General features: G+C 70.3%; 13 protein-coding genes and 1 pseudogene. 4 read left to right on the forward strand and 10 right to left on the reverse strand.

Annotated elements, in window-relative coordinates; all coding sequences use genetic code 11:
- Both KBY81_RS05300 and KBY81_RS05305 read left to right on the forward strand, forming a co-directional pair.
- Positions 1–677 (forward strand): annotated as a pseudogene (locus tag KBY81_RS05300) (ribonuclease E); the annotation flags it as partial.
- 100 nt (positions 678–777) lie between these two features.
- Positions 778–1,374: a ribonuclease HII gene (locus tag KBY81_RS05305; protein WP_254975882.1), complete on the forward strand. Its 597-nt coding sequence runs from the start codon at positions 778–780 to the stop codon at positions 1,372–1,374.
- Here KBY81_RS05305 and KBY81_RS05310 read toward each other — a convergent pair.
- Positions 1,313–1,825 carry a DUF1997 domain-containing protein gene (locus KBY81_RS05310; protein WP_254975866.1) on the reverse strand — a complete coding sequence of 171 codons (513 nt, stop codon included), beginning with the start codon at positions 1,823–1,825 and terminating at the stop codon, positions 1,313–1,315. The genes KBY81_RS05305 and KBY81_RS05310 overlap by 62 nt on opposite strands.
- 56 nt (positions 1,826–1,881) lie before the next feature.
- Between KBY81_RS05310 and pheA the strand changes: the two genes are divergently transcribed.
- Positions 1,882–2,727 carry a prephenate dehydratase gene (gene pheA, locus KBY81_RS05315; RefSeq protein ID WP_254972507.1) on the forward strand — a complete coding sequence of 282 codons (846 nt, stop codon included), beginning with the start codon at positions 1,882–1,884 and terminating at the stop codon, positions 2,725–2,727.
- Between the two features lies 1 nt (position 2,728).
- Here pheA and KBY81_RS05320 read toward each other — a convergent pair whose 3' ends face one another.
- From KBY81_RS05320 to KBY81_RS05360, 9 genes are all read right to left on the reverse strand, one after another.
- The gene (locus tag KBY81_RS05320) at positions 2,729–3,733 is read right to left on the reverse strand and encodes a methyltransferase domain-containing protein (protein WP_254975867.1); all 1,005 of its coding nucleotides are present in this window, start codon (positions 3,731–3,733) and stop codon (positions 2,729–2,731) included.
- Between the two features lie 3 nt (positions 3,734–3,736).
- Positions 3,737–4,405 (reverse strand): LON peptidase substrate-binding domain-containing protein, encoded by a 669-nt coding sequence (locus KBY81_RS05325; RefSeq protein WP_015109453.1) that lies wholly within the window; start codon positions 4,403–4,405, stop codon positions 3,737–3,739.
- A gap of 139 nt (positions 4,406–4,544) precedes the next feature.
- Positions 4,545–4,865, reverse strand: a complete 321-nt coding sequence (rpsJ, locus tag KBY81_RS05330) for a 30S ribosomal protein S10 (RefSeq protein ID WP_015109452.1) — start codon at positions 4,863–4,865, stop codon at positions 4,545–4,547.
- 142 nt (positions 4,866–5,007) lie between these two features.
- On the reverse strand, positions 5,008–6,237 hold the full coding sequence (tuf, locus tag KBY81_RS05335; protein WP_106221619.1) for an elongation factor Tu: 1,230 nt from the start codon (positions 6,235–6,237) through the stop codon (positions 5,008–5,010).
- A gap of 42 nt (positions 6,238–6,279) precedes the next feature.
- On the reverse strand, positions 6,280–8,355 hold the full coding sequence (gene fusA / locus KBY81_RS05340) for an elongation factor G (RefSeq protein WP_015109450.1): 2,076 nt from the start codon (positions 8,353–8,355) through the stop codon (positions 6,280–6,282).
- 112 nt (positions 8,356–8,467) lie between these two features.
- The gene (gene rpsG, locus KBY81_RS05345) at positions 8,468–8,938 is read right to left on the reverse strand and encodes a 30S ribosomal protein S7 (RefSeq protein WP_015109449.1); all 471 of its coding nucleotides are present in this window, start codon (positions 8,936–8,938) and stop codon (positions 8,468–8,470) included.
- A 64-nt stretch (positions 8,939–9,002) separates the two neighbouring features.
- A complete protein-coding gene (gene rpsL / locus KBY81_RS05350; protein ID WP_015109448.1) occupies positions 9,003–9,377 on the reverse strand; it encodes a 30S ribosomal protein S12 in 375 nt (124 codons plus the stop codon).
- A gap of 96 nt (positions 9,378–9,473) precedes the next feature.
- Entirely contained in the window at positions 9,474–9,809 is a 336-nt protein-coding gene (locus tag KBY81_RS05355; RefSeq protein ID WP_106221620.1) for an AIR synthase, read from the reverse strand.
- A gap of 53 nt (positions 9,810–9,862) precedes the next feature.
- Positions 9,863–11,716, reverse strand: coding sequence for a phosphodiester glycosidase family protein (locus KBY81_RS05360; protein WP_254975868.1), 1,854 nt, complete (start codon positions 11,714–11,716; stop codon positions 9,863–9,865).
- Positions 11,717–11,926: 210 nt separating this feature from the next.
- On the opposite strand from KBY81_RS05360, the gene gltB reads away from it, so the two are divergent.
- Positions 11,927–16,531, forward strand: coding sequence for a glutamate synthase large subunit (gene gltB, locus KBY81_RS05365; protein WP_254975869.1), 4,605 nt, complete (start codon positions 11,927–11,929; stop codon positions 16,529–16,531).
- Positions 16,532–16,556 lie beyond the last annotated feature (25 nt).

The following is a 16,556-nucleotide window of genomic DNA, read 5'->3' on the forward strand; positions in this document are numbered from 1 at the left end:
CCGATGGGGCCGAGCCCCCGGCCCTGGGCGGCTACGCCGAGGGCGGTGCCAACGGCAGCGCCGTCGTCCCGCCGGCGGCCCAGGAGAGTGTCGCCAGCGACGCTCCGCAGCGCCGCCAGGAGCCCGAGGTGCTGGCCGTGCCGATGGATCCTGAACAGGAGCTGGTCTACGGCTGGATGGGGTTGAGTCCGGCCTTGCTGCTTGATCCGGTCCCCAGCGGCGACAGCCTGATGGTGCGTGTGGTGCGCCCCGACGCCGACCCCGAGGCCGTCCTCGAGGAAGCCCGTCAGCAGCTGGCCGCCAGCGGCTCCCGTCGCCGGCGGCGCGGCCGTAACGGCGAGGGCCGCAACGGCACGGCCGACGCCAACGGCATGGCCGACGCGCCCGAGGCGGTGGAATCCCCCGCTGCTGCCGGGGCCTTCGACTCCCCGGTGCACGAGGCGATCCCCATTCTCGAGATCACGCCGGCCCCGTTCGAACCCCTGCCCACTGCGGTCCCGTCCGAGCTGGTGACCGTGGCCGTTCCCAGCCGCCGCTCCTCCGGCCGATCGACACCGGTCGTGGTGGCGGCTCCGGTCCCGGTGGCCGCCGCCGCCGCTGTGCCCGCCACGGATTCTCCGGCCGCCGACCCCGGTGAGCCCCGCCGCCGCCGCCGCCGCTCCTCCGCCGCTGGCTGATCGTCCAGGCCCCGACGCCTTCCGGCGTCCCGGCCCCGAGGCCCTCGGTCACCCCGACGCATCGGTCTGGGGCGGACTCGACCCCGCAGACTGTGCCGGGGTGGATGAGGTCGGCCGGGGCAGCCTGTTCGGCCCTGTGTTCGCCGCGGCGGTGGTGCTGCCGGCAACGGCCCTGGCCACCCTGGCGGCAGCGGGCCTGAACGACAGCAAGAAGCTCAGCGCCCGGCGCCGCGAGGCCCTGGTTCCCCTGCTGCGCCACCAGGCCCTGGCCTGGGCCTTGGGGCAGGCCAGCGCTGGCGAGATCGATCGCTGGGGGGTGCGACGGGCCACCGAATGGGCGATGCTGCGGGCCCTGCAACGGCTGCCCCGCCCCCCCCGGCTGCTGCTGGTGGATGGGGTCCTGCCCCTGCGGGGCTGGGACGGCCCCCAGACCACCCTGGTGGGCGGAGACGGCCGCTGCGCGGCGATCGCCGCCGCCAGCGTGCTCGCCAAGCAGGAGCGGGATGCCCTCCTGCGGCGCCTGGCCCTGCGCCACCCTGGCTACGGCCTGGAGCGCCACGCCGGCTACGGCACCCGCCAGCACCGGGAGGCGATCCAGCGGCTGGGACCCACGCCCCTGCACCGCCGCAGCTTCCTCAGGTCGATCGGCACCAGCGCTGGAAATCCCCCAGCAGCTGCTGACTCACCCGGGTCCTGATGCCCAGCAGGATGCCGCCGAGCACCGAGCGGCCCGTGGCCTCCAGCACCTTGGGGGGGATCAGCTGCAGCAGGGTGGGACGGCTCACCGTCACCGACAGGCTGGCTTCGCCGGTCAGGCCGCCGTCGGCGGCAGCGAGCCAGGAGCAGAGCCCGAGACGGAAGTCCTCCACCAGCCCGAGTCCCTCCAGCTGGCAGTCGAGGGCCTCCAGTTCCAGTCGGCCATGGCGACGCACCACCTGCAGCTCCACCACCGGCTGGACCTTCAGCTGGAACACCCGCACCTGGCTGACGGTGTAGCGGTAACGGCCGGGGCCGAGGGGTTCGAGCTGGGTGGGGTCGAGCAGGGCCTGCACCACCCGCTGCTCATCATCGAGGTAGGCGGGCAGGCGATCCGCCTCGCTGGCCACCGGGAGGTCGAGTTGCTGACTGGCGCTGAAGGCCAGGGACATGGCCTGCGGGCCGGCAGGCCATGATCCTACCGATCACCCCAGAGCGTTCCACCGCCATGCGCCTCGCCTTTCTCGGTCCCGTCGGCACCTACGGTGAGCAGGCGGCGCAGCGACTGGCGGCCCTCGAGGGCCTTGAGGCGGTGGCCTTCGTGCCCCAGCAGGGCATCCGCGCCGTGATCCGGGCCCTGGCCGACGGCGACTGCGATCTGGCGGTGGTGCCGGTGGAGAACTCCGTCGAAGGGGGCGTCACCAGCTGCCTCGATGCCCTCTGGGAGCACCCTGACCTGGCGGTGGCCCGGGCCCTGGTGCTGCCCATCCGCCACGCCCTGGTGGGCACGGGCCCCCTCGACGCCATCAGTGAGGTGCTCTCTCACCCCCAGGCCCTGGCCCAGTGCAGCCTGTGGCTGGGGGAGCACCTGCCCCAGGCCCTGCAGCTGCCCACCAGCTCCACGGCCGAGGCGGCCCGGCTGGTGCGGGGCAGCCGCTTCCGGGGCGCCATCGCCTCCCTGGAGGCGGCGGCCGAGCACGGCCTGGAGGTGCTGGCCCACCCGATCAACGATGTGCCCGGCAACTGCACCCGCTTCCTGCTGCTGCGCCGCGGCGAGCGCTCCCACAGGGGCCCCCATGCCAGCCTGGCGTTCTCGCTCCATTCCAACCAGCCCGGTGCCCTGCTGGAGTCGCTGGGCTGCTTCGCGCGCCAGGGGCTCAACATGAGCCGGATCGAATCGCGTCCGTCCAAGCGGGAGATGGGCGAGTACATCTTCTTCGTCGATCTTGAGCTTCCCGAGGGCGCCGAGCCCCTGGACGGGGCGATCGCCGACCTCAGCCCCCTCTGCGAGCACCTGGCCCTGTTCGGGGCTTATCCCCTCACCAACCTCGCCGCCGAGGAGAGGGCCGACTGAGTCAGCCGCGCCCCGCCGTGGCCCCGGCTCCAGGCGCCTCACCGCGGAAGACCCCGAACTGCATCAGGCCGTTGCGGAAGGCCCAGTCCATCAGCAGCAGCGTCGGCGTCTCCCGCAGTCCCTGGAGCACGGCCCGGGGGCCCAGCCCCAGCACCGCCCCGGGGCGGCGCACGCCTTCAAGGATCGAATCCACCCAGGAGGGGAGCGTGGCCGCCGTCCAGTCGGCGGTGCTGATCGTCAGGCCCCGGTTACAGGGGCTGGTCTCCAGATTCCGCTTCAGGGAGGGGATGCTGGCGAATTCCGGATGGGCCCACTGGTCGAGAAGCTGGCGCATCACCCAGCGCTCCAGCCGATTCATGGGGGCGACGCTCGGGTCGCGGCGGTTCCAGTCGGCCACCGCCAGAGAGCCCCCCGGCCGGAGCACCCGCAGCATCTCATCGGCGTAGCGCTGCTTGTCGGGCATGTGGGGGCCGGCCTCCACACTCCAGACCGCATCGAAGCCCGCCCCAGGGCCCCCGTCCGGCAGTTCCAGGGCCAGGGCATCCATCACGGCGAACCGGCAGTTCGGCAGATCGGCGGGGGTGAGCTCCCGGGCCCGGGCAATCTGGGCCGGGCTGATGCTGATCCCCAGCACCTCGAAGCCGTAGTCGCGGGCCAGGATGCGGGCGCTGCCGCCGATGCCGCAGCCCACATCCAGCACGCGGCTGCCGGGGGGCAGGCGGTCGAGGCCGCTCCAGCGCACCAGTTCGTGGACGAAGGCGGCCTTGGCGGCGCGGAAGTCGCGGGGGGCGGGGGGGGCACCGTAGTGGCCCAGGTGCACATGCTCGCCCCAGAGCCGCTCCAGCAGCCGGTCGTCGGTCCAGCGGTCATAGGCGGCGGCGACGCTGGCCGGGGACAGGTAGGCCCGCGAGCGGCGCTGCCACACCAGGGCGGCCAGCACCGCGGCCAGGGCACCCCCCGTCAGGAGGAGGGGCAGCAGGGCGCCGCCCGGAAGGAGGCTCGGCATGGCTCAGGTCTCGCTGCTGCCGTCGCCGAGGCTGGAGAAGGTGTCCTTGAGGACCGTGCGGGCCGCCAGCTGGCGCCGGGTCTGGTCGAGCAGTTCGAATTCCTGGCGCAGGCGCTCGCCGGTGTCGGTGATCTCCAGCAGGGCCTGCTGGTGGTCCGCCACCGGACCGCCGAGGTGGGCACCGATCCAGAAGGAGAGCTCCCGCGGCAGGTCGGGCAGATCGGCGGGCAGGGAGGAGGGCTTGCCGATCAGCTTGCCGGTGAGATCGACGACGTCGCGCAGGGCCCGGGTCACGTCGCTGGTGAGGGTCTCGAGCTCTTCGTGGCTTTCGCTCACCGTGTCCTCGATCCAGCTGACCATGCCGACGCGGAACGGGGTGTCGCGCACGATGTCGAGCACCCGGAAGCGCTGCTGGCCCATGGTGACGATGTTGCTGCGGTCGTCGTCCTGCACCTGGCAGTGGAGGATCTCGGCGCAGCAGCCCACTTCCGCCATCTTCTTGCTCTGGGGATCCCAGCGGACCACCCCGAAGCGCCTGTCCTCCGACATCGCCGTGCGCAGCATCATGCGATAGCGCGGCTCGAAGATGTGGAGCGGCAGCACTTCCTGGGGGAAGAGCACCACATCGGGGAGGGGGAACAGGGGCAACTCCCTGACGGCCAGGTCAGTCACGCGAGCAGGATGCCGCTGGCGGCAGGGGGGAAGGGGCGATCGAAGGGCGGCGGCGGAAGGATCAACCAGGGCAACTCGGGGTGTATCGCGATCCTAGAGAGAGCGACCAGCCCGGCGAAGCCCTGTGGCCCCATCGGCATCAGAGCTTGACTTCGATATCCACACCACTGGGCAGGTCGAGCTTCATGAGGGCGTCGATGGTCTTGGAGCTGGGGCTGTAGATATCGATGATGCGGCGGTGGGTGCGCGTCTCGAAGTGCTCACGGGAATCCTTGTCGACGTGGGGCGAGCGCAGCACGCAGTAAATCTTGCGCTTGGTGGGCAGGGGGATGGGGCCGATGGCCGTGGCAGCGGTGTGATCGGCGGTTTCGATGATCTTTTCGCAGGACAGATCCAGCATGCGGCGATCGAAGGCCTTCAGGCGGATGCGGATCTTCTGCTGGGGGATGGAGGCGGTCATCGGAAGGGAAACGCGGGCGAAGGGCGGCAGATGGGCGGCGGGAGTGCCGCGGCAACGGGTTGTCGAGGTGCAGAGGGAACCGACGGTTCCGGAAGCGGGAGCCCCACCGAGGTGAAGCTCCCTTGAACAGGCTAGATCAGCCTCACAGAACGATCTTGGACACCACGCCGGCACCGATGGTGCGGCCGCCTTCACGGATGGCGAAGCGCATGCCCTGCTCAATGGCGACCGGGCAGATCAGCTCGGCGCTCATCTTGATGCGGTCGCCGGGCATCACCATCTCCACGTTGGAGCCGTCATCGGCGGTGAAGGCGGTGATCTGGCCGGTCACGTCCGTGGTGCGGATGTAGAACTGCGGGCGATAGCCGGCGAAGAAGGGGGTGTGGCGACCGCCTTCCTCCTTCTTGAGCACGTAGACCTCACCCTCGAACTTGGTGTGGGGCTTGATGGAGTTGGGCTTCACCAGCACCATGCCGCGCTCGATGTCTTCCTTCTGGATGCCGCGCAGCAGCAGGCCGACGTTGTCGCCTGCCATGCCCTCGTCGAGCAGCTTGCGGAACATCTCGACGCCGGTGACGGTGGTTTCCCGGGTGTCGCGGATGCCGACGATCTGGACGGTCTCGCCCACCTTCACCTTGCCGCGCTCGATACGACCGGTGGCGACGGTGCCCCGACCGGTGATCGAGAACACGTCTTCGACGGCCATCAGGAAGGGCTTGTCGATCTCACGCTCGGGCTCGGGGATGGCCTCGTCGACCGCATCCATGAGGTCGAGGATCTTGTCGACCCACTCGTCCTCACCGCGCACTGCCTTCTTGCCGGCCTGGATGTACTCGAGGGCCTTGAGGGCGGAGCCGGCGATGACGGGGATGTCGTCACCGGGGAAGTCGTAGCTGCTCAGCAGCTCACGCATCTCCAGTTCGACGAGCTCGAGGATCTCCTCGTCGTCGACCATGTCCTTCTTGTTGAGGAACACGACCAGCGCCGGCACGCCCACCTGCTTGGCCAGGAGGATGTGCTCCTTGGTCTGGGCCATGGGGCCGTCGGTGGCGGCCACCACCAGGATGGCGCCGTCCATCTGGGCGGCACCGGTGATCATGTTCTTGACGTAGTCGGCGTGACCCGGGCAGTCGACGTGGGCGTAGTGACGCTTGCCGGTCTCGTACTCGACGTGGGCCGTGTTGATCGTGATCCCCCGCTCCTTCTCCTCAGGGGCGCCATCGATCTCGTCGTAGGCCTGGGCCTTGGCCATGCCCTGGGACGCCAGCACGTTGGTGATGGCGGCGGTGAGGGTGGTCTTGCCGTGGTCAACGTGACCGATGGTGCCGATGTTGACGTGAGGCTTGTTCCTCTCGAACTTCTCGCGTGCCATGGAAGGAAAGAATCGGGGGGGTGGGTTGGATGGAAAGAAAGATCAGGAATTGCCCTGATTCTTGGAAATGATGGCTTCCGCCACATTGCGAGGAACTTCCTCGTAATGGCTGAACTCCATCGAGAAAATACCCCGACCCTGGGTCATGGATCGGAGCTGGGTGGCATAGCCGAACATTTCGGCCAGCGGCACCTTGGCCTGGACTTTGGACTGACCGTCGTCGACGGACTGTCCTTCGACCTGACCACGGCGGGAGGAAAGGTCGCCGATGACCGAACCGAGGAAATCCTCGGGGACCTCGACCTCAACCTTCATCATCGGCTCAAGCAGTACGGGATTGCACTTCTTGACGCCGTCCTTGAAGGCCATGGAACCGGCGATCTTGAACGCCATCTCCGAAGAGTCGACGTCGTGATAGGAGCCGTCCACCATGGTGACCTTGACATCGATCATGGGGAAACCGGCAATCACGCCGGACTGGCAGGTTTCCTTCATGCCGGCTTCCGCCGGACCGATGTACTCCTTGGGAACGATGCCGCCAACGATCTTGTTGACGAACTCGAACCCTGAACCCGGCTCGCCGGGCTGCATTTCGATCACCACGTGGCCGTACTGGCCCTTGCCGCCCGTCTGGCGGGCGAACTTGCCTTCACCCTTGGCACTGCCGCGGATGGTTTCCCGGTAGGACACCTGGGGGGCGCCGATGTTGGCCTCCACCTTGAACTCCCGCAGCATGCGGTCGACCAGGATCTCCAGGTGCAGTTCGCCCATGCCGGCGATCACCGTCTGGTTGGTTTCCGGATCGGTGGAGACCCGGAAGGTGGGGTCCTCCTCGGAGAGGGACTGCAGGGCCTTGCCGAGCTTCTCCATGTCGCCCTTGGTCTTGGGCTCCACGGCCACGGAGATCACCGGTTCGGGGATGAACAGGGATTCCAGGATGATCGGGTCGGAGTCGACGCAGAGGGTGTCGCCCGTGGTGGTGTCCTTGAGGCCGAGCACGGCCCCGAGATCACCGGCCCGCAGTTCGTCCACCTCCTCGCGTTCGTCGGCCTTGAGCAGGATCAGGCGGGAGATGCGCTCCTTCTTGTCCTTGGTGGAGTTGAGCACGTAGCTGCCCTTCTGGAGGACCCCGCTGTACATGCGCACGAAGGTGAGCTTGCCGTAGGGGTCGGCCATGACCTTGAAGGCCAGGGCGCTGAAGGGGGCGTTGTCGTCGCAGGGGCGAGTGGCTTCGCTGCCGTCGGCCAGCAGGCCATGGATCGGAGGCACGTCGACGGGGGCGGGCAGGTAGTCGACCACCGCGTCGAGCACCAGCTGGACACCCTTGTTCTTGAAGGCGGAGCCGCAGAGGATCGGCACCATGCCGTGCTGCAGCACCCCGAGGCGGATGCCGCGCATCAGCTGCTCCTGGGTGAGCTCACCGTTCTCGAGGAAGGCCTCGATCAGCTCTTCGTCGGTTTCGGCCACCGACTCCATCAGCTTCTGGCGCCATTCCGCAGCCTCGTCCTGCATGTCGGCGGGGATCTCCTCTTCGAGGATGTCGGTGCCGAGATCATTGGTGTAGATGATCGCCTTGTTGCGCACCAGGTCGATGATGCCCTTGAGATCGCCCTCGGCACCGATCGGCAGCTGGATCGGCACGGCGTTGGCCTTGAGGCGATCCTTGATCTGCTCGTAGACCTTCAGGAAGTTTGCACCGGTGCGGTCCATCTTGTTGACGAACACGATCCGGGGCACGTTGTAGCGGTCGGCCTGGCGCCAGACGGTCTCCGACTGGGGCTGGACGCCGCCCACGGCACAGAACACGGCGACCACACCATCGAGCACGCGCATGGAGCGCTCCACTTCGATCGTGAAATCGACGTGGCCGGGGGTGTCGATGATGTTGATCCGGTTGTCCTTCCAGCTGGTGGAGATGGCGGCCGCGGTGATGGTGATGCCACGCTCGCGTTCCTGCTCCATCCAGTCGGTGACGGCGGCGCCATCGTGCACCTCGCCCATCTTGTGGACCACGCCGGAATAGAACAGAATCCGTTCGGTCGTGGTGGTCTTGCCCGCGTCGATGTGAGCGGCGATTCCGATATTTCTGACGCGTTCCAGGGGGTAGGCGCGGGCCACGGGAAAGTTCTCCGGGGGTGGGTCGACAAAAAACGGGCGTAACTCTACAGACCGGTGATCGCTCAGGTCTGGGGGAACCGGATCAGCCCAGGGATCCGGCCCCCGGGGCCGCTCAGTAGCGGTAGTGGGCGAAAGCCTTGTTCGCTTCGGCCATCTTGTGGGTTTCCTCCCGCTTGCGGACGGCACTGCCGGCCTCGTTGGCCGCGTCCATCAGCTCGCCGGCCAGTTTCTGGGCCATGCTGCGGCCGTTGCGGGCGCGGGAGAAGTTGACCAGCCAGCGCAGCGCCATGGCGGTGCCCCGCTCCTGACGCACTTCCATCGGCACCTGATAGGTGGCACCGCCGACCCGACGGGCCCGCACTTCCACCAGGGGGGTGGCATTGCGGACCGCCGTCTCGAACAGGTCGAGGGGGTCGGCGCCGGTGCGCTCGTTGATCAGGGTGAAGGCATCGGACAGGATGCGCTGGGCCGTGGACTTCTTGCCGTGCTTCATCAGCCGGGCCACGATCATCGAGGCCAGGCGGCTGTTGAACTGGGGATCCGGCAGGACCGGGCGCTTCTCGGCGGCGTTGCGGCGGGACATGGAACGGAGGGAGAAAAGGCGGGGGAGGAGGAGGTCGGCCGCGGAGAGCCGGGGGCGCGAAGGCTCAGGCCTTCGGTGTCTTGGCGCCGTACTTGGAGCGGGACTGGCGCCGGTCCTTGACCCCGGAGGTGTCGAGGGTGCCGCGGATGATGTGATAACGGACACCGGGCAGATCCTTGACGCGGCCGCCGCGGATCAGAACCACCGAGTGCTCCTGAAGGTTGTGGCCGATGCCCGGGATGTAGGCCGTCACCTCGAAGCCGGAGGTGAGGCGCACACGGGCCACCTTCCTCAGCGCCGAGTTGGGCTTCTTCGGGGTGGAGGTGTACACCCGGGTGCAGACGCCACGCCGTTCGGGGCAGGCGCGCAGGGCGGGCGACTTCGTCTTGCGGGTGAGACGCTGCCGCTCGGTGCGGATCAGCTGCTGAATAGTGGGCATCGAGGGCCGGGTGCTGCTCGGTGGGGACTTCTGGGTGGACAGGTCGGACGTCCGACCGTATCGACAATCCGACACCTTACTTCGTCGTCGTCCCGCTCATGTCTCGCGACTGAAGGCGGCCCCGCAGGCACAGGTGCGCACCCCCGGGCCGGAGCGCACCAGGAAACCCCCGCCGCTGAGGTCGCCGCGGTAATCGAGCTGCAGTCCCTGAAGCAGGGGCAGCTGGTCTCCGGGGGAATAGAGGGTGATGCCGTCGGCCCGGGCCACGGGGGTGCCGGAGAGGTGGCCCGGGCGCAGGCGGATGGCCCAGGCCTCACAGGCACCCTCGAGCAGCTCCAGGTGCATCAGCCCGGGGGTGCCCGCCACGGCCGCCTGCCGGCAGAGCTCGGCGGCGGCGGCGGCGGTGAGACGGAGGCTGTGGCCCCTGGGCACGGCGACGAAACGACTCAGGCCACTCTGCCAGTGGTTCCGTTCCGTCCCAGGAATCAGTCGCCCGGCGGCCTGCCGGCCGGCCCCAGGCGGGTGGCGGCTTCGCCTCCCCCGATGGGCACCAGGCCCAGGCCGTTGTGGACCGAGCCGGCCACGCCGCGCCCCTTGACCCGGTGGCTGCCGCCCATCACCAGGCCCGTGGAACTGCCCCCGTCGAGGTTGAGGGCGTCCACCAGCCCCATCTGCTGCATCAGCCAGGCGGTCTCGGAGAGGGTGGGCCCGGCGCCCCCCCCGGCTCCCTCCAGGGTCACCAGCCACAGCAGGGTGCCGTCGCTGCCCACCACGGTGCGGGGGGCCCCCTGGCCCAGGAAGGCGGCCCCGAAGCCTTCGGCGGCGCCGTTGAGCACGATCCGGCCGTTCTGGAGCAGCAGCGGTCCGCCCCCCATCACGGAGGAGGCGTTGCCCACCGGATCGCTGGGCCGGCTCTCGATCCGCAGCCGGTCCCCCTCGCTCCAGGGCAGGTCGGCCCCGCCCCGGGCGACCACCAGGGTCTCCTCCGGCCGCAGCGGCAGCCCCGCCGCCAGTTCGGCGCTGCCGATCCGGCGCTGCACCTGGCCGCCGCTCAGCAGCAGACCCGTTTCGGAGCCGGTCAGGGCCTGGTACAGCCGACCCCACTCGGCCGTGTAGCGGCTCAGGCCCCGCTGGGCCAGGCCGCTGTTCACGGTCAGGAGCGGCAGACGCTGGCCCCGGTCGTCGCTGATCCATTCCTCCAGGCGCAGGCGGCCGAAGCGCGGCAGGCTGCGGGGCTCCCAGCCCACCACGCCGCGGTTGAGGATCGGCCCGGACAGCCAGCGACCCTGGTCCCGCAGAGCGCCGAGGGGAAGCCGGCGCACCCGGTTGAAGAAGCCGCCGTTGATCGCCACCAGGGCGTCCTGGCGCTGGGCCAGGGCCGTCAGGGAGCTGAGCCCCGCCATGCCGTCGGGGCGGCTGAGGGTGCGCAGTTCCAGGGGACCGCTGCGCGGATCGATGCGGACGGCGTTGACCAGGACCCGGGTGCCGCCCACGCTGCGCACCTGCTGGTCCCAGCGCAGCTGGGAGCCCAGCATCGCCAGCAGCCGCGGATCGATCGGGGCCGGCGCCTCCGGCGCCGTGCCGACGCTGCCGGCGCCCTGGGGCAGGTCGATCACCACCCGGGCCGGACCCCCCAGGGTGAAGGTGCGCAGCGGGGCGCCGCCGCCCGGCACCGCCAGGGTCAGGTCCGCCCCGACGGCGCCGCTGCGCAGGCCCCGCGCGGTGAGCTGGGCCAGCTGGTCGGGCCGGCTGAGCAGGGCCAGCTGCAGGCTCCCCTCGCTGCTGCGCACCAGGGTGGGTCCGTCGAGGTCCAGCACCACCCGGCGGACGCCGGCCTGCTCCGAACTGCGCACCTGGAGCAGCCGCGGCGCCGGCAGGCGCAGCTCCAGCCGCTCGCCGCGGCGCTCCACCGTCACGCCCATGTCCAGAAGGAGGCCCGCCACGTCGACGGCCACCTCATCCGCCAGGGACCGCTGCTGCGCCGGTGGCACCAGCAGTTCCCGGCCGAACCACTCCAGGGCCAGGGCGCCATCGGGCCTGGAGCGGCCGCTGAAGCCCAGCTGGCCTTCGAGCACCTCCAGCGGCAGCCACAGGGCCTCCGGCCGGCGTGGGTCCTCGCCGCTCCAGCGCCAGGCGGCCTGCTGGCTGCGGCCGTTGAGCGTCAGCCCGGTGCCGCCGACCTCCGCAGCGGGGGCCCCCCGCAGGCTCCCGGGCCGGCTGGCGCGTGGCGCCGGCAGCTCCGGCAGGGCCGGGGGGATCGGCGGCGGGGCTGCCCTGGTGACCGGGGGAGCTCCGATCAGGGCCAGCAGGGCCAGGGTGATCGGCAGAGTCCTGGCCATCGATGACGTCCTGCTCCTGAGGCAAAAAGTTAGTCCCACCGCTCCCGGGTGGGGGCGGCTGCCTAGGATCGATGGCTCGCCCTGTCGTTGCGGACACGGCTGCTGCACGGGTGACACGGCAGCTCCTCGGCAGGCCCCGCCTGCCGGCGTCCTTAGGCTTGATCCCTCCAAGCCCGTTCCAGCTCCGTCTCAGCAGCCCCAACCTGGCCTATGTCCTCCTCCGTCCCCGTCTGGCCCCACCGCGACAGCCCCACCCCAGGCCCTGGCGAGACGGACGCCTGTGGGGTGGGTTTCCTGGCCCACCTCGAAGGGGTCCCCAGCCACTGGGTGCTCCAGCAGGCCCTCCGGGGACTCCGCTGCATGGAGCACCGGGGCGGCTGCGGCGGTGACGGCGACTCCGGCGACGGGGCTGGCCTGCTGACCGCGATCCCCTGGACCTACCTGGAGGCTGTCTGGCCGGCGGCTGCGGCCTCCACGGCGGTCGTGCGGGGGCTGGGGATGTTGTTCCTGCCGGCGGACCCGTCCCGCCGCGACCAGGCCCGGCGGATCTGCGATGAGGAGGCCGAGCGCCTCGGGCTGCTCAGCCTGGGTTGGCGGGAGGTGCCGGTGGTTCCCGAGGTGCTCGGTCCCCTGGCGCGGGAGAACGCCCCGGCCATTGAGCAGTGGCTGCTGGCCGCCCCCGATGCGGTGCCCGGCGTCATGGCCGACGTCGACGCCCTCGAATCCCTGCTGTTCCGCCTGCGGCGCCGCGCCGTCGACCGGGTGCGGGAGGTCTGGGGGGCCGACACCACCGATCTCTACTTCGCTTCGATCAGCGCCCGCACCGTCGTCTACAAGGGCATGGTGCGCTCGGAGGTGCTCGATGCCTTCTACGCCGACCTCCGGGACGAGCGCTTCAGCGTCGCCTTCGCGGTGTACCACCGCCGCTTCAGCACCAACACCCTGCCCCGCTGGCCCCTGGCCCAGCCGATGCGCCTGCTGGGCCACAACGGCGAGATCAACACCCTGCTCGGCAACATCAACTGGGCCCGGGCCGCCGAATCCCATCTTGAGGCTGTCTGGGGGGATGCCGCCCGCGACCTGCGGCCCCTGGTCAACGCCGCCTTCAGCGATTCGGCGAACCTCGACGCCACCCTCGAGCTGATGGTCCGCAGCGGCCGGCCGATCACCGACAGCCTGCTCACCCTGGTGCCGGAAGCCTTCCGCGACCAGCCCGAGCTGGACGAACGGCCCGCCATCAAGGCCTTCTACGAATACAGCGCCTGCCTGCAGGAGCCCTGGGACGGCCCCGCCCTGCTGGTCTTCAGCGATGGCCGCATGGTGGGGGCCACCCTCGACCGCAACGGCCTGCGGCCGGCCCGCTACTGCATCACCAGCGACGGCTACGTGGTGATGGGCTCGGAAACGGGCGTGGTGGAACTGGAGGAGTCCCGGATCATCGAGAAGGGGCGCCTCGGCCCCGGCCAGATGCTGGCCGTCGACCTGGAGCAGCACCGGCTGCTGCGCAACTGGGATGTGAAGGAGGAGACGGCGGCCCGTCTCCCCTATGCCGGCTGGTTGCTCGACCATCGCCGCAGCCTGTCCCCCGGCGTCTGGGAGCAGGAGCGCACCCTCGGCGAACTGGAACTCCTCCAGCAGCAGACCGCCTTCGGCTTCACCGCCGAGGACCTCGATCTGGTGATCGAGGACATGGCCGGCCAGGGCAAGGAGCCCACCTACTGCATGGGGGACGACATCCCCCTGGCGGTGCTCTCCTCCAAGCCCCACCTCCTCTACGACTACTTCAAGCAGCGCTTCGCCCAGGTCACCAACCCCCCGATCGACCCGCTGCGCGAAAAGCTGGTCATGAGCCTGGAGATGCACCTGGGCCGGCGCGGTTCGGCCCTGCGGCCCGATGCCTCCGGTGCCGCCGTGCTGCACCTCACCACCCCGGTGCTCAACGAGGCCGAACTGGAGGATCTCGGCTCCCACGGTCTCGGCGTCACCACCCTCTCCACGCTTCTGACCGTGGCCAGCGGGCCCGAGGGGCTGGAGCAGGCCCTGCATCGGCTTTGCTTCGAGGCGGAGGCGGCCGTGCGCAGCGGCTCCCAGATCCTGGTCCTCTCCGACCGCACCGGCGGCGGCATCAGTGCCGGCACCATGGCCATCCCCCCCCTGCTGGGGGTGGGGGCCGTGCATCACCACCTGCTGCGGCTCGGCCTGCGTCTGCAGTGCTCCCTGGTGGTCGACACCGCCCAGTGCTGGAGCACCCACCACCTCGCCTGCCTGATCGGCTACGGCGCCAGCGCGGTCTGCCCATGGCTCACCTGGGAGACCACCCGCCACTGGCTGGTCCATCCCCGCACCCAGTCGATGATCGAGCGGGGCAAGCTCCCCCGCCTCGACGCCGACACGGCCCAGGCCAACGTGCGCAAGGCCCTGGAGGAGGGGCTGCGCAAGATCCTCTCCAAGATCGGCATCTCCCTGCTCGCCAGCTACCACGGCGCCCAGATCTTCGAAGCCATCGGCATCGGCGCCGATCTGATCGATCGGGCCTTCACCGGCACCACCAGCCGGGTGGCCGGCCTCAGCCTGCAGGATCTGGCCAGCGAAACCCTGGCGTTCCACGCCAAGGCCTACCCGGAGCTCAACCGCACCAAGCTGGAGTTCATGGGCTTCGTGCAGTACCGCACCGGCGGGGAGTTCCACCTCAACAACCCGGAGATGTCCAAGGCCCTGCACGCCGCCGTGGCGGCGGGCCCCGGCTACGACCATTTCTCCACCTACCGCACCCTGCTGGAGAACCGTCCGGTGACGGCGCTGCGGGATCTGCTCGAACTGCGCCCGGCCCCGGTCCCCCTGCCGATCGAGCAGGTGGAGAGCGTGGAGAGCATCTGCAGCCGCTTCTGCACCGGCGGCATGAGCCTGGGGGCCCTCTCCCGGGAGGCCCACGAGGTGCTGGCGGTGGCGATGAACCGCATCGGAGGCAAGAGCAACTGCGGCGAGGGCGGTGAGGATCCCGCCCGGTACCACCCCCTCCACGACGTCGACGGCGAGGGCCATTCCCCCACGCTTCCCACCCTGCGCGGACTCCGCAACGGCGACAGCGCCTGTTCCGCCATCAAGCAGATCGCCTCGGGCCGCTTCGGCGTCACCCCGGCCTACCTGCGCAGCGGCCGCCAGCTGGAGATCAAGGTGGCCCAGGGCGCCAAGCCCGGCGAGGGCGGCCAGCTGCCCGGCCCCAAGGTGGACGCCTACATCGCCTGGCTGCGCAACAGCAAGGCGGGCGTGCCGCTGATCTCACCGCCGCCCCACCACGACATCTATTCGATCGAGGATCTGGCCCAGCTGATCCACGACCTGCACCAGGTGAACCCCGCCGCCCGGGTCTCGGTGAAGCTGGTGGCCGAGATCGGCATCGGCACCATCGCCGCCGGTGTGGCCAAGGCCAACGCCGATGTGATCCAGATCTCCGGCCACGACGGCGGCACCGGCGCCTCGCCGCTGAGCTCGATCAAGCACGCCGGCAGCCCCTGGGAGCTGGGGCTCACCGAGGTGCACCGGAGCCTGCTGGAGAACGGTCTGAGGGACCGGGTGCTGCTGCGGGCCGACGGCGGCCTCAAGAGCGGCTGGGACGTGCTGATCGCCGCCCTGCTGGGGGCCGAGGAGTTCGGCTTCGGCTCGGTGGCCATGATCGCCGAGGGCTGCATCATGGCCCGCGTCTGCCACACCAACAACTGCCCGGTGGGGGTCGCCACCCAGAAGGAGGCCCTGCGCAAGCGCTTCACCGGACTGCCCGAGCACGTGGTCAATTTCTTCGTCTTCGTGGCCGAGGAGGTGCGCCAGCTCCTGAGCGTGCTGGGGGTGGCCCGGCTCGAGGACCTGATCGGCCGCACCGATCTGCTGGCGCCCCGTGCCATCCGCCTCACCAAGACCAGCGCCCTCGATCTCTCCTGCCTGCTCGATCCCATCCCCGCCGCCGCTGACCGCGGCTGGCTGCGGCACGACGACGAGGCCCACGGCAACGGACCCGTGCTGGAGGACGCCCTGCTCGCCGACCCGGAGGTGCGTGGCGCGATCGACGCCCACGGCCATGTCGTGCGCCAGCTGACGATCGTCAACACCGACCGCAGCGTGGGGGCCCGGCTGTCCGGCGAAATCGCCGCCCTGCATGGCAACACCGGCTTCCAGGGGGGCCTCTCCCTCACGTTCCAGGGTGCCGCGGGCCAGAGCTTCGGCGCCTTCGTGCTCCAGGGCATGGACCTGCGCCTGGTGGGCGAGGCCAACGACTACGTGGGCAAGGGGCTCAACGGCGGCCGCATCACCGTGGTGCCGCCGGCCGCCGTCCGTGACCCCGGCGCCCAGGTGATCCTCGGCAACACCTGCCTCTACGGCGCCACGGGCGGAGAGCTGTTCGCCCTCGGCCGGGCCGGCGAGCGCTTCGCCGTGCGCAACAGCGGCGCCCGCACCGTGGTGGAGGGCGTCGGTGACCACTGCTGCGAGTACATGACCGGCGGCGTGGTGGTGGTGCTGGGCAGCACCGGCCGCAACGTGGCTGCCGGCATGACCGGCGGTGTGGCCTTCCTGCTCGACGAGACCGGAGGTCTGGCGGCCCGCCTCAACCCCGAGTCGGTGGCGCTGGTGCCCCTCACCACCCCCGAACAGGAGGGGCTGCTGCTGCCCCTGCTGGAGGCCCATCTGCAGGCCACCGGCAGCGCCAGGGCGGCGGCGATCCTGGCTGACTGGCCCACCTGGAAGGCCCGCTTCCGGGTGCTGGTCCCCCCCAGCGAGAAGGCCACGGTGGGTCTGGCGGAACGGGAAGTCGTGGCGGCCTGAGCAGGTCTGCGGTTCAGCGGGCCAG

It is taken from the genome of Cyanobium sp. Lug-B, assembly GCF_024345635.1.
GTDB lineage: Bacteria > Cyanobacteriota > Cyanobacteriia > PCC-6307 > Cyanobiaceae > Cyanobium > Cyanobium minutissimum.